The sequence below is a fragment of the Vibrio sp. Vb0349 genome (genome assembly GCF_033338975.1).
Window position 1 is genome coordinate 69310 of the sequence record NZ_JAWOTS010000011.1, and the last position, 13263, is coordinate 82572.

The 13263-nt window shown below is 44.6% G+C and carries 10 protein-coding genes; 9 read left to right on the forward strand and 1 reads right to left on the reverse strand.

From position 1 onward, the window contains the following. Positions 1-175: 175 nt before the first annotated feature. The 7 genes from R7Q47_RS13940 (at position 176) to purF (ending at position 10553) form a co-directional block, all read left to right on the forward strand. Complete coding sequence (locus R7Q47_RS13940; protein ID WP_248486904.1) at positions 176-4471, forward strand: FimV/HubP family polar landmark protein; 4296 nt, start codon at positions 176-178, stop codon at positions 4469-4471. A 142-nt stretch (positions 4472-4613) separates the two neighbouring features. Continuing rightward, positions 4614-5408 carry a tRNA pseudouridine(38-40) synthase TruA gene (truA, locus tag R7Q47_RS13945; RefSeq protein WP_005380566.1) on the forward strand — a complete coding sequence of 265 codons (795 nt, stop codon included), beginning with the start codon at positions 4614-4616 and terminating at the stop codon, positions 5406-5408. A gap of 197 nt (positions 5409-5605) precedes the next feature. After that, positions 5606-6532: an acetyl-CoA carboxylase, carboxyltransferase subunit beta gene (gene accD / locus R7Q47_RS13950; RefSeq protein WP_005380583.1), complete on the forward strand. Its 927-nt coding sequence runs from the start codon at positions 5606-5608 to the stop codon at positions 6530-6532. 46 nt (positions 6533-6578) lie between these two features. Further along, positions 6579-7841: a bifunctional tetrahydrofolate synthase/dihydrofolate synthase gene (gene folC / locus R7Q47_RS13955; protein ID WP_053349561.1), complete on the forward strand. Its 1263-nt coding sequence runs from the start codon at positions 6579-6581 to the stop codon at positions 7839-7841. A 14-nt stretch (positions 7842-7855) separates the two neighbouring features. After that, positions 7856-8449, forward strand: a complete 594-nt coding sequence (locus R7Q47_RS13960) for an SPOR domain-containing protein (RefSeq protein WP_017820797.1) — start codon at positions 7856-7858, stop codon at positions 8447-8449. A gap of 61 nt (positions 8450-8510) precedes the next feature. Continuing rightward, the gene (locus R7Q47_RS13965; RefSeq protein WP_005380590.1) at positions 8511-9002 is read left to right on the forward strand and encodes a CvpA family protein; all 492 of its coding nucleotides are present in this window, start codon (positions 8511-8513) and stop codon (positions 9000-9002) included. A gap of 36 nt (positions 9003-9038) precedes the next feature. Then, a complete protein-coding gene (gene purF / locus R7Q47_RS13970; RefSeq protein ID WP_005380592.1) occupies positions 9039-10553 on the forward strand; it encodes an amidophosphoribosyltransferase in 1515 nt (504 codons plus the stop codon). Between the two features lie 66 nt (positions 10554-10619). On the opposite strand, the gene R7Q47_RS13975 is transcribed toward purF, so the two are convergent. Then, on the reverse strand, positions 10620-11495 hold the full coding sequence (locus tag R7Q47_RS13975; RefSeq protein WP_005380599.1) for a LysR family transcriptional regulator: 876 nt from the start codon (positions 11493-11495) through the stop codon (positions 10620-10622). 289 nt (positions 11496-11784) lie between these two features. Between R7Q47_RS13975 and R7Q47_RS13980 the strand changes: the two genes are divergently transcribed. Both R7Q47_RS13980 and R7Q47_RS13985 read left to right on the forward strand, forming a co-directional pair. Further along, complete coding sequence (locus R7Q47_RS13980) at positions 11785-12891, forward strand: response regulator (protein WP_203345859.1); 1107 nt, start codon at positions 11785-11787, stop codon at positions 12889-12891. A gap of 223 nt (positions 12892-13114) precedes the next feature. Beyond that, positions 13115-13246 (forward strand): hypothetical protein, encoded by a 132-nt coding sequence (locus R7Q47_RS13985; RefSeq protein WP_005380608.1) that lies wholly within the window; start codon positions 13115-13117, stop codon positions 13244-13246. Positions 13247-13263: the final 17 nt, after the last annotated feature.

Here is a 13263-nt window from a genome sequence, read left to right on the forward strand (position 1 = left end):
GCCTCGCACAGTGCGAGGCTTTTTTGTACGAACGAAACAAAATAGTGTGAGATTAGTACGAATATGGCGAGAGCCACACATTTTTTATTCTCAACGCTATAGTTTTGCATGCGATATCCGATATATTTAACCGATCACCATTTCAAATTGTATTTAGCACAAAACTGAGCCTTCTATGCGTCAAAATTATAAGCGTTTGTTAGCAGCCCTTGTGTTGATGATCGCGACTCAGACATCATCAGTGGTTCAAGCCGAAGGAATTCGTCTTGTTGGACCGTCTGGTGAAGTGCAATCATCTCCGAGCTATGCTGAAGATATTGAGCGAGCATTACCTGCTCCTCCTGCGAATACTCAACCGTCACGTTTCTTTGGTCCGACTGGTGAAAATCAAACACTATGGTCGATCGCTTCAGAATTACGACCTTCACGCGGTGTTACCGTTCAACAAACGCTTCTTGCCATTTACCGAATTAACCCTCAAGCGTTTGAGAACCAAAACATTCATGAATTGATCCCAGGTAGTCGGCTACGAGTACCTTCTCTAGAGCAAGTGCAAAGCGCGACCACAGCGCAAGCTGTTGCGATTATGAAGGCGCATGAAGCTAAGTTAAAACAGCCGAAGCCGACAAATAGAGTGACGCCAGCACAACGAGTCACCGAGCAACCAAAGCCACAAATTAAAGTAGAACCCAAGCCTGCGACTAAGCCAGAGACAGTGGCAGCAACGGAGCCAAAACCAACTCCGAAAACAATACCCGTCATCCCTGCGCCACCAGTAACCACCTCTCCGCAGGGTGAAAAGCAGGTCAGTGCGCTAAAGGACAAACTTCAAGGCTCACAAAGTGAATTAGACTCATTAGAAGAGAAGAACCATCGTCTTCGATTGATGCTGTCAGAAGTGCAAAGCGAAGTCGAAACTTTGAAAAGCGAGCTGAATGACGAAGAACGCATTCGCTCAGAAGTCGAGAAGCTGCTTGCAGAAGAGCGCCAGCGCCTTGCTGAACAACAACGCATGCAACCAAGCACCATGGACAAAATTTTGTCGAATGGTTGGCTTGTTGGTCTTGCGGCATTAATTCCTGGTGCTTTGATTGCGTTGCTAGTTGTTATGCTTCTTGGTCGACGATCTAAAGCGAAAGAGGAACATGCGGCTGCACAGGAACAGCAAAACGTTGATCCTCTTGCGGCGCCAATCGGTTTAGAGGCGGCGGATGAGCTGGATGAAGAGCTCACGCTTGATGATGAATTGTTTGCAGATGAAGATATCAACACACAGTCTTTACAAGAAGAGAAGTCAGATTTAGAAGAAGACGTCTTTGCTAACCTCGACGATGAAGAACTTGATTTCAATCTGGAAGGGGACGATGACCCATTTGCAGATATTGGCGATGACGGTGACCTAGATGTTGGTCTGGATGAGTTTGAGTCATCGAACAATGGTATCCAAGTCAACGGCGAAGAAAAAGCGCTTGGTTTAGAAGAAATGGAGCGAGCCTTAGATGAGGTTGCTCCAGAACTAGAAGTGCTCGATGATGATGAGTCTGGCTTCGATCTTTCGGATGATGTGAATGAGAAATCAGACTCGCTTTCAGACGACGCATTTGCCGAGTTACTTGCAGCCGATGAGCCGTCAGAAGAGTTACCAAGTGACACTGTCGACCAGGATATGCTTGATGACTTGTTTGCTGAACTTGGCAACGATGACTTCGATTTAGATACTGATGAGCCTGAGTTAAAACAGCCCGTTTCGGATGATGACTTTAGTGTAGGAGAGGCATCTGACGACGATATCGATAAGCTATTGGCCCAGTATGAACAACCGGCTAGTGAATCGGAAGTTCGAGAAGCTGACGCCAATGAAGGTCCTGTTCTAGATGAAAACAGTACAGAGCTACTCGATGAACTCATTGATTTTGATGAAGATGACACAGACGAGTTTGATCCACTAAACGAGCTAGAAGCAATCTCTGGTTTTGAAGGTGATGACTCGATCGAAGAGTTAGACGCAGATAGCACAGACTTACTGGATGAACTCATTGATGATGTTACCTCTGAACTTGATGAAGAGACTGAAGCTGATTTAGATCCGTTTGATGATCTGATTCGAGAGGACGAGAGCCCAGAGCTGAATAAATCGGAAGAGGAAGAGTTACTGAAATCACTTGGTTTTGGTGAGCCAGACGCCGACGAAAAGCCATCTTCCGTAGTTGAGTCAGAACAAACTCATGAAGATCAGGACATTGAGTCTGGATTGGACATCGACGCTTTATTAAGTGAAAGCCAACCAGACACGCAACAAGCTGCAAAAGAGCAACCATTAACCGAGCCAGAGGCTGCTTCAGAGCCATTTAGCAGCGATGAATTTCTTGGTGATTTAGAGGACCTCTCACCAGAGAATGATCCTTTAATGAGCGAGCTAGACGACCTATTTGAGTCAGACAGTGAAGAACTTCTGCCAACAGAACAAGAAAAAGCGGATTTTTCTGCTGAACTTGACGCTCTATTTGATAGTGAAGACGATTTACCGCAGCAAGTTGAAAAAACACAAACGGAGATAGAGGAAGCTTCATCACTACAACAAGAGGCTACCGATACTGATTCAACACAAGAACCATCCGTGGAGTCCGGTGCTGAGGTACAGCCTCACGTTGAGCAAGAGGAAGACATTCCAGCCTTCACGCCGACACCAAATACAATAGAAAATGAATTCGGTGTTCCACAAGAAGAAGATTGGCTACTGGATGAGCCTGAATTGGAGCTGGAAACTGAGTCGACCAACGATTCAGAAGAAGAATTCAATTTTGATGAGCTAGATCTTCCAGAATTCAGCGAAGAAGATGCTCTAGCATCTATGGCTGGCGAACCTGCGTTAGAAACGTCCGAGTCCGTTGAACCAGAACAAGTTGAAGCAGGCTTACCAGCTGAGTCCGAAGAAGAGTTCAATTTTGACGAGCTGGATCTTCCAGAATTCAGTGAAGAAGATGCCCTGGCGTCCATGGCTGGCGAACCTGCGTTAGAAACGTCCGAGTCCGTTAAACCAGATCAAGTCGAAGCTGACTTACCAACCGAGTCCGAAAAAGAGTTCAATTTTGATGAGCTCGATTTGCCAGAGTTCAGTGAAGAAGATGCACTGGCGTCTATGGCTGGCGAACCTACGTTAGAAACGTCCGAGTCCGTTAAGCCAGAACAAGTTGAAGCCGACTTGTCAGCTGAGTCCGAAGAAGAGTTCAATTTTGACGAGCTGGATCTTCCTGAGTTTAGTGAAGACGACGCATTGGCGTCTATGGCTGGCGAACCTGCGTTAGAAACGTCCGAGTCCGTTGAGCCAGAACAAGTTGAAGCCGACTTGCCAACTGAGTCCGAAGAAGAGTTCAATTTTGATGAGCTCGATTTGCCAGAGTTCAGTGAAGAAGATGCACTGGCGTCTATGGCTGGCGAACCTGCGTTAGAAACGTCCGAGTCCGTTGAGCCAGAACAGGTTGAAGCCGACTTGCCAGCTGAGTCCGAAGAAGAGTTCAATTTTGATGAGCTCGATTTGCCAGAGTTCAGCGAAGAAGATGCCTTGGCGTCGATGGAAGAAGAGCCAGAATTACCGAGCTCTGAGACTGCAGATATAGAACCAATCTCCGGTGAGGATGAAGAGTTAAGTTTTGACGACCAAGATCTTCCAGAGTTCAATGAGGAAGATGTTCTCGCGTCAATGAACGAGGGTGCGCCAGAGAGCCCTAAGGTTGAAGCAGAGACATCGAGACCAGCTATTCAAGCCGATAACGATCATGATGCTTTGTTTGAAGTATTTGCGCAGCAAAACGGCTTTGATACTGACCCAGAAGTGCAGCCAACAGCGACAGAGGGTGAGCCGCTCAGTAATTTGGATGATGAATCATCAATGGCTAACCTTCTTGCGGAAGACGCAAACTCAGAAGTATTTGAAGGTAAACTAGACAGTGACACCATCGCAAGTGCAGGTATGGATTTTGAAACCATGCTTGATGTTGGAGATGATTGGGATGGCTTTAAACCCGCTGCTGATAACGTAAGTTCTACTGAAGAAGTGCCTGAGGACCAGCGTGATGTTTGGAATTCGAGTGATGCACTAAGTCAGCCAGAGATCGCGCAAGAAAACTGGGCAGAGCAAAGCGACTTGGATGACTTCGACCCGAAGAAAAATCAATTTATGACGATTGATGAATTGATGGCTCAGGTCGACAGAGAAGGTGGTGAGTTCGAAGAAGAAGACCTTAAGCTCGATGTCGGATTGAACGAGTTTCCAGATGTTATCGGCGAGATCGGCGATATTGACGTAGATAACAATGCTGAAGCGGCTGGGAAACTGGATTTGGCTAAAATCTATCTCGAGATGAACGATTCTCAAGGGGCGATTAAACTACTAGAAGAGGCGATTGTTTACGGTGAGGATGATATTCGCCGCGAAGCAAAAAGCCTGATTGACGCCATTAATGGCCGATAAACCGAAACAAAAGGGTAGCGTTTGCTACCCTTTTTGTGTCCCGTTAGTAGGATGCTACCTTTATGTCACCCTTGGTGAAACTGGCAACTTGAGGTGACTTGAGTATATACTTCCCGCCCCATTTTAGAGTTCGAAGGTTAAGATGAGAATCGCATTAGGTATCGAGTACAACGGTACAAACTACTTTGGTTGGCAGCGCCAAAGAGAAGTGAAAAGTGTCCAAGAAGAGCTAGAGAAAGCATTGTCCGTCGTCGCTAATCACCCAGTTGAAGTTCAGTGTGCTGGTCGGACAGACGCAGGCGTGCATGGCACGGGACAAGTTGTGCACTTTGATACCAACGTTACTCGAAAAATGGTAGCTTGGACCATGGGCGCAAACGCGAACATGCCAAGCGATATAGCGGTTCGTTGGGCTAAGGAAGTTTCAGATGATTTCCATGCAAGATTCTCAGCGACAGCTCGCCGTTATCGTTACATTATTTTCAATCATGCTTTACGTCCAGGCATCCTAAACTCGGGGGTTAGTCACTATCATGGTGAGCTCGACGAGAAAAAAATGCATGAAGCAGGGCAGTTCCTACTTGGCGAAAATGATTTTACGTCGTTTCGCGCGGCGCATTGTCAGTCTCGCAGCCCATTTCGAAACTTGATGCATCTGAACGTTACGCGCCATGGGAACTATGTGGTTATTGATATTAAAGCTAATGCGTTCGTGCATCATATGGTTCGTAATATCACGGGTAGCTTGATAAAAGTTGGACGTGGCGAAGAGAGTCCTGAATGGATCAAGTGGTTATTAGAAGCCAAAGATCGCAAACTAGCGGGTGCGACAGCGAAAGCGGAAGGTCTGTACCTGGTAGATGTAGACTACCCAGAAGAGTTTGGGTTACCTGAAGTGCCGATCGGTCCACTGTTTTTACCAGATAATTTGAACTAATTTTACAAACTTATTTCAAAATATCGGTAGTGTTTACATTGAATGTGAACGGAAAACATACGCTATTTACGATATCAAAAATAGGTACAACCAGTTTTTTATCTACAGTAGCTGCAAGATATGGTTTAATCCGTCGGTATTATGTCGAATTTATATCTTTCGCAATGAAGCGGAAGAGTTGAGAGAAAAGGTCTTCCATGAGTTGGCTTGAAAAGATTTTAGAGAAAAGCAATCTAGTAAGTTCACGCAAAGCTTCTATCCCAGAAGGTGTGTGGACTAAATGTACCTCTTGTGAACAGGTTTTATACCATGCTGAACTAGAGCGTAACTTAGAAGTTTGTCCAAAGTGTAACCATCACATGCGTATGAAAGCGCGTCGTCGTTTGGAAACATTTTTAGATGAAGGTAATCGAGTTGAATTAGGTTCTGAACTTGAGCCACAGGATAAACTGAAATTTAAAGATTCTAAACGATACAAAGAGCGTATCTCTGCTGCACAAAAAAATAGCGGTGAGAAAGATGCGCTAGTTGTGATGCAGGGTGAATTGCTTGGTCTGCCGCTTGTGGCGTGTGCGTTTGAATTCTCCTTTATGGGTGGTTCAATGGGTTCAGTCGTTGGTGCTCGCTTTGTGAAAGCAGTGGATGCAGCCATTGAAAATAACTGTGCGCTTGTTTGTTTCTCAGCAAGTGGTGGTGCTCGTATGCAAGAGGCTTTAATGTCTCTTATGCAAATGGCAAAAACCAGTGCTGCGCTTGAGCGTTTATCAGAAAAAGGTCTGCCGTTTATTTCTGTTCTAACTGACCCTACAATGGGTGGTGTATCAGCAAGTTTGGCTATGTTGGGTGATATCAACATCGGTGAACCTAAGGCCCTCATTGGCTTTGCTGGTCGTCGTGTAATCGAGCAAACTGTACGTGAAGATCTTCCTGAAGGTTTCCAGCGTAGTGAGTTCCTACTTGATCACGGTGCTATTGATATGATCGTTGACCGTCGTGAAATGCGTCAGCGTGTGGGTGGTCTTATCGCTAAGATGACTAACCACAAGTCTCCTTTGGTGGTTTCGGTTAACGAATCTCCAAATGAAGAGCCATATTCTGTACCAGAAGCGGACGAAAAAGGGTAAAGTATCAACTAACATAAAAACCAAAGAATTTAATGGTTAAAGTTAGATGACCCAAAACCCAACTCCTCAAGCCACATCTTCATTAGAGATGTGGCTTGATTATTTAGCAAATATTCATTCCTCAGCAATTGATCTAGGCTTAGACCGTGTCCAAGCGGTAGCAAACAAAGCCAATCTTACCAAACCAGCTCCAACCGTAATCACCGTTGCCGGAACCAATGGCAAAGGCTCAACGTGTGCGTTAATGGAAGCCATTTTACTTGATGCTGGCTATTCAGTCGGTGTTTACAGTTCTCCGCACCTGATTCGTTACAACGAGCGTGTACGCATTAATGGCGTCGATGTTGTAGATGCAAAGCACTGTGAAGCATTCGATTATGTAGAAAAGCAGCGTGGTGATATTAGCCTTAGCCTCTTTGAATTCGGTACACTTGCTGCGCTACGTATTTTCCAAGTAGAGAAAGTTGACGTTGTCTTACTTGAAGTAGGACTTGGCGGTCGTCTAGACGCCACTAACGTTGTTGACCATGATGTTTCTGTTATTACGAGCTTAGCGATCGATCATGTGGATTGGCTTGGTGATGACATCAATGTTATTGGCTTTGAAAAAGCGGGCATTTACCGTTCAGGGAAGCCAGCAATTTGTGGTCAACCAACGCCACCAGCGACCGTGGCGGCTCATGCTGACGATATTGGTTCTGAGTTCTTCCAAGTAGGTATTCAGTACGATTACCAACTAACTGATAATGGTTGGAAATGGAGCAGTGGGGCATTTGAGTTAGAGGATTTACCAATCCCATCGCTACCATTACAAAATGCAGCCACTGCACTGATGGCACTAGGGGCTTCGGAATTGCAAATCACTGACATAAATATTGTCAATGGCTTGAATAATGCTCGTTTGGCGGGGCGTATGCAGGTACTGCATCACGAACCTGAAATAGTCCTTGATGTCGCTCATAACCCGCACTCTGCTGAGTATTTGGTAGAGAGAGTGAAGCAACAATATCTGGGTAAGAATATCCATATTGTGGTTGCAATGCTGCATGACAAGGACATTAAAGCAACCATTGAAGCTCTAACTCCAGTTGCAACACAATGGTATCCAGCGTCGCTTACTGGACCGAGAGCGGCGACCGCTGATGAATTGTGCCAATACTTACCTGATGGGCAAGTTCATTTTGAAAACCCTGTTGACGCCTTCGAGAGTGCGAGAAGCCACGCAAAGACAGGAGACGTTATTCTGGTGGTTGGCTCATTCCATACCGTCGGAGAGGTATTGGAACATTGGCAATCAAATAATAAATAAGTAAAGGTATTTTGATGGCAAGTAAATTCCAAAGTCGTTTAGTCGGCACCATCATTCTAGTCGCAGTCGGAGTCATTGTTCTTCCCGATGTGCTAGATGGTAAGAAACTGCACTACAAAGAAGAATTTGCCAGTATTCCTATCAAACCAGAACTTGATAGTGATGTGGAAAACTTCGAAATATTAGAGCCAGTGGAAGACGACATTACGTTACCGGATTCTCCGGTTGAAGCTGTAGTGCAAGAACGTGAGGATGCTCAAGTAGCCGTTTCTGAGCCCGAGCCAGCGCCAACATCTAAACCTGAGGTCATCAAACAACCAGAGCAAGTTGAGGTCGTCACTCGTCCTGTTCAAGAGAAAAATCAATATGAAGATTCAGCTTGGATCATTCAGTTGATGGCACTTAAGAATCACGAAAATGCTGTCGCGCTTGTCGCGGATTTGCAAAAGCGTGGTTATCAAGCTCACACAAAGAAAGAAAACGAGTTTACGAGAGTGATTGTTGGCCCTGATGTGTCAAAAAGTAAACTTGAACGACAAGTTCAAGAATTACAAAAAATTACAGGTTCAAAAGGTCAATTGCTTAAATTTAAGCCATTAAATCCATAAGAAAACGTTTGCGTCAGCATTTTTTCTGTTAAAATGCGCGCCAACTTAAGATGAAGAAAAGATGAATTGGATAGATTTTATCATTTTAGGTGTGATCGGATTTTCAGCTCTGATCAGTTTAGTTCGCGGTTTTGCTAAAGAAGCTTTGTCTTTGGTGATTTGGTTTGGAGCGTTTTTTATCTCCAGTAATTACTATGCCAAATTGGCGGTGTACTTCACCAACATCGAAGATGATATGTTTCGTAACGGAGCGGCGATTGCGGCGTTATTTGTCGCAACCTTGGTAGTTGGTGCAGTGGTGAATTACGTCATTGGTCAACTGGTACAAAAAACAGGGCTATCAGGTACGGACCGAATTCTCGGGATTGTATTTGGTGGTCTACGCGGAGTCTTAATTGTTTCTGCGGTGCTGTTTTTTATGGATGCGTTTACTGCATTCCCAAGCTCGGATTGGTGGAAAGATTCACAGTTGATCCCTGAGTTCAGCCGTATCATCGCCCCATTCTTCGAGCATTTACAAGCAACATCAAGTTTTCTGTCTGGCACTATCTAGTAGTGCCAGCTACTGTCGCAAATCGAGGATTAGGACATGTGTGGTATTGTTGGAATCGTGGGCACAACGCCTGTAAACCAGTCTATTTATGACGCGTTAACGGTGTTACAGCATCGTGGCCAAGATGCCGCTGGTATTTGTACCATAGAAAGCAATCGTTTTCGTCTACGTAAGGCGAACGGTTTAGTCAAGGATGTATTTGAAGCAAGACACATGCAACGCCTGCAAGGCGAGGTCGGAATTGGTCATGTTCGTTACCCTACAGCAGGCAGTTCAAGCGCTTCAGAAGCTCAACCTTTCTACGTAAACTCTCCTTTCGGTATTACACTTGCCCACAACGGTAACTTGACTAACGCTAACGAAGTTCGTCAGAAGCTGTTTGAAAAAGATCGCCGTCATATCAATACCACTTCAGACTCTGAAGTATTACTAAATGTACTGGCGCACGAAATTGACTCAGTAAAAGGAAATGTCACGACCGAAGACGTATTCCGCGCAGTCACCAATGTTCATCGCACAATTCGCGGTGCTTATGCTGTGACCGCCATGATCATTGGTCATGGTATGATTGCATTTCGTGACCCACACGGTATTCGCCCGCTCTGTTTAGGTAAGCGTGAAGTTAACGGCAGAGCAGAGTACATGGTTGCGTCTGAATCGGTGGCATTGGATGCGGTCGGTTTTGATTTCGTCCGTGATGTTGCACCTGGTGAAGCGATTTACGCAACGTTTGACGGTGAGCTTTACACGAAGCAGTGTGCAGATAATCCTAAGCTGAACCCTTGTATTTTCGAGTTCGTGTACTTTGCTCGTCCAGATTCGTTCATCGATAAAATTTCGGTATACAGTGCTCGCGTTGAAATGGGTAAAAAGCTGGGCGAACGTATTCGTGAAGATTACGCAAACCTTGATATCGATGTTGTCATTCCTATCCCTGAAACGTCTTGCGACATTGCACTGCAAATCGCTCAAGCGATCGATATCCCTTATCGCCAGGGTTTCGTGAAAAACCGTTATGTTGGACGTACGTTTATCATGCCTGGCCAGCAACAACGTAAGAAATCAGTACGTCGCAAGTTGAATGCTATTCGTTCGGAATTCAAAGGTAAGAATGTGTTGCTGGTGGATGACTCTATTGTTCGAGGTACAACGTCAGAGCAGATTATTGAGATGGCTCGTGATTCTGGTGCCAAGAAAGTGTACATGGTCTCAGCGGCTCCTGAAGTTCGTTTCCCGAACGTATACGGCATTGATATGCCAAGTGCTACAGAGCTTATTGCCCATGGCCGTGACAACGATACAATTTGTAAGCAGATTGGTGCCGATGCGCTTATTTATCAACGTCTAGAAGATTTGGTAGAGGCGGTAGGTCTTGGAAACCAAGATATTACTCAGTTCGATACATCCGTGTTTAACGGCGAATACGTAACGGGTGATATTGACCAACAATACCTAGATTTTTTAGATGGTCTTCGTAATGATGATGCGAAAACACAACTTGAAATCCAACAGGATTTAGCAAATCTAGAGCTTCATAACGAAGGCGCATAGGATGCGCTTTCTTAAGTCGTAAAAAAACCAGAGCTTTGGCTCTGGTTTTTTGTTTTCGCTATCTAGTTAGTGAATGTTATAAGCGATCACAAAGTCAATAAAGAGGCGAACTTTCTCTGGCAGGTGGTCTTTGTGGTTGTAAAGCATATAAATGTCGCGCGGGTTTGCACTCCAATCTGGCAGTATGCGTACCAAATCGCCGCTCTCGATGTACTCTTTGATCATGACATCTGGCATTAGTGTGATGCCTAAACCTTCGGAACAAGCACTGCGCACCACATTGAGCGCGTTTGCTTGAAAACGACCACGATCAACATTCACCACAGACTCGCCTTTGCTATTAATTAAGGTCCACTTAATAAGCGGGTACCCTTTTAGCAATGAATGGTTAGAGAGCTCTTCTGCATGATGTGGCGCAGGATTCGAGGTTAGATAGTCAGGGCTTGCAACGAGAATATCCTTCACTTCGCCAATCTTACGCGCGATGAGGCTAGAGTCGCGTTGAGGTCCCACTCGAAAAATTACATCCCATTCAGTAGGGTCAAGCTTGTCCGCATTATTCTCTGTCGTTAGCTCAATGTTGATGTCCGGGTACTGCTTCATAAAGCTGTTGAACATCGGCATCATCATTCGTTTAGTTAAGTTGTAAGGCGCGGATATCTTAATCTTGCCGGATGCTCCTCGGCAGTCGTCAGTGATTTCCTCTGCTGCGGTTGTTAGCCTTTGTAGTAAAGGAGAGCACTCATGGTAAAAACGTTCCCCTGCTTCAGTGAGCGAAAGTTTGCGAGCATGACGGTTCAATAGTCGAAGATTGACAGAGTCTTCTAGCGCTTGAATGCGTCGGGTGATGGTCGCAACCGGGATCATGGTTTTTCGCGAAGTTGCGGTGTAGCTCCCATTTTCGACAACCAGTCGAAACAGGTTTAAGTCATCTAATTTCATATTTCCAGACACATTAAATTACCGATTACGGTTAATTTATAATTAACTTTGTGATCAAAGCTTGCTTTAAGTCAACATGTTGCATCATTTGAACACAGCAACCCTGTTTGAGTAAATACTGTTATACGCCGTAATATTTGTATTAATGCAGTTTCCGAGCTAAGTTTTATAACAAGGCAAAGCGGCCTCAGGTCTTGCTGTGACACGTTTTGCTGGAAGTAAACACAACAAAAATAATGACTTAATAATAAATCTGTTTTTTTGACTGAGCTTTGTGAGGGATAAAGGTATGTTTAAGACTCACAGTCAAACGGCAATGGTCTCGGCACAGGAAGTGATTAATCAAAAACTAATAATGTTGGTGGACGATGATCCAATATTTCGTAAAGTAACCAATGCCTATTTAGAAAGTCAGGGTTTTAAAGTAGTAGAAGCAGAAAACGGCCTAGAAGCGCTTCAACAACTCAGGGAATGCCAACCCGATCTTATCTTATGTGATTTATCGATGCCGGTCTTAGATGGTATCGAGTTCGTCGAAGAAGTTAGTCTCGAATACCCATATATGCCGCTTATCGTGGTATCAGGCACGGATGAAATGTCCGATGTCGCGAAAGCGTTGCGATTTGGTATTAAAGATTTTCTTCCTAAACCGATAGGTAATTATGAGCACCTATCTCAGGCGATAGAGAATACGCTAGAAGATACCGATAGCCACTTCTCAGAACAACGTGACTTTTCAAGTCAGTGGTTCAGGGTTGATGATGGTGGTGAAATCCCAGATGAACAAGAGCTGTATTGGCATCTGGAATATTTACAACAGAATCCGAGTGCGGCAAGAGATTTACTGCAAGCGCTATTGCCAGAGAAGGATGCTGCTCAGGGAGATTGGCGCTGCTCGTACCGTTTATTGCAATCGACGGATGTGATGCCCTTGGTTTTCGATTATCGTTGGTTAATGAATGGTCAATTTGCGTTTTATCTAGTTGATTCTGCTTCCCAAGCTAATGATGGAGTTGCGACGACATTGCTCGTTAGGGCATTGTTTGACGACTATCTCCGTAACTTGAAAAGTTTCAGTGCTGATCTTAAGGACATGGTAGGGATCATTGAAAAAGGAATTGAGTGTTCGGAGTGTGCGGGTGCAGTCAATGCTGTGTTTGGTGTCGCCGACCTCGCTTCATCCTCGGTCTCTATATTGCCTGCGGGTTTAGATAGCCATTGGTCTGACGGAAATATGAATCAACACATCGCAGCAGGTAACCGTTTAGGGGGAGGAAGTATGAAAAACTTCATCACCCGCGATTTACCGCTTAGTGTTGCAGGACAGTTGTCTATCGGGTGTTTAGGTTCTTCAAGTTTTAGTTTAAGTATTACCCGGAAATCCCGACTAGTATAATTATGACTTGCAAACCAATAAGCAGCGTCCTTACGCTGCTTATTATCTTTTTAGAACCACCAAAACAACATACGTTTAGTTTAATAACCTTACTTTTTACTGGTGTTTAGATTTGGCTGTTTAATGTATAGTCAGCGCTTAAAACAATAATGACCCATTTGTGCAACGATAATTTAACGCTGTGCCTTGGGAGAAGCAAAGTCAACTAGTGAGAAGACACATCATGGCAGACAAAGATTTTAAAGAGCCTTATAATATTTTTTACTTTTTAGGTTTTATTGCAGTTCTTTTGATCCCAACACTTCCTGCAACGCTAACCTGGCTTCGTGTAATGAATGGTTACGCAGGCTTTTAATCTAGCTATTTTGTACC

What these genes read in the sequence shown, in the direction of transcription:
- R7Q47_RS13960 (WP_017820797.1), top strand. Translation starts at nt 7,856, where the DNA reads ATGGCAAGTAAATTCCAAAGTCGTTTAGTCGGCACCATCATTCTAGTC.
- purF (WP_005380592.1), top strand. Translation starts at nt 9,039, where the DNA reads ATGTGTGGTATTGTTGGAATCGTGGGCACAACGCCTGTAAACCAGTCT.
- accD (WP_005380583.1), top strand. Translation starts at nt 5,606, where the DNA reads ATGAGTTGGCTTGAAAAGATTTTAGAGAAAAGCAATCTAGTAAGTTCA.
- truA (WP_005380566.1), top strand. Translation starts at nt 4,614, where the DNA reads ATGAGAATCGCATTAGGTATCGAGTACAACGGTACAAACTACTTTGGT.
- R7Q47_RS13965 (WP_005380590.1), top strand. Translation starts at nt 8,511, where the DNA reads ATGAATTGGATAGATTTTATCATTTTAGGTGTGATCGGATTTTCAGCT.
- folC (WP_053349561.1), top strand. Translation starts at nt 6,579, where the DNA reads ATGACCCAAAACCCAACTCCTCAAGCCACATCTTCATTAGAGATGTGG.
- R7Q47_RS13985 (WP_005380608.1), top strand. Translation starts at nt 13,115, where the DNA reads ATGGCAGACAAAGATTTTAAAGAGCCTTATAATATTTTTTACTTTTTA.
- R7Q47_RS13940 (WP_248486904.1), top strand. Translation starts at nt 176, where the DNA reads ATGCGTCAAAATTATAAGCGTTTGTTAGCAGCCCTTGTGTTGATGATC.
- R7Q47_RS13980 (WP_203345859.1), top strand. Translation starts at nt 11,785, where the DNA reads ATGTTTAAGACTCACAGTCAAACGGCAATGGTCTCGGCACAGGAAGTG.
- R7Q47_RS13975 (WP_005380599.1), bottom strand. Translation starts at nt 11,495, where the DNA reads ATGAAATTAGATGACTTAAACCTGTTTCGACTGGTTGTCGAAAATGGG.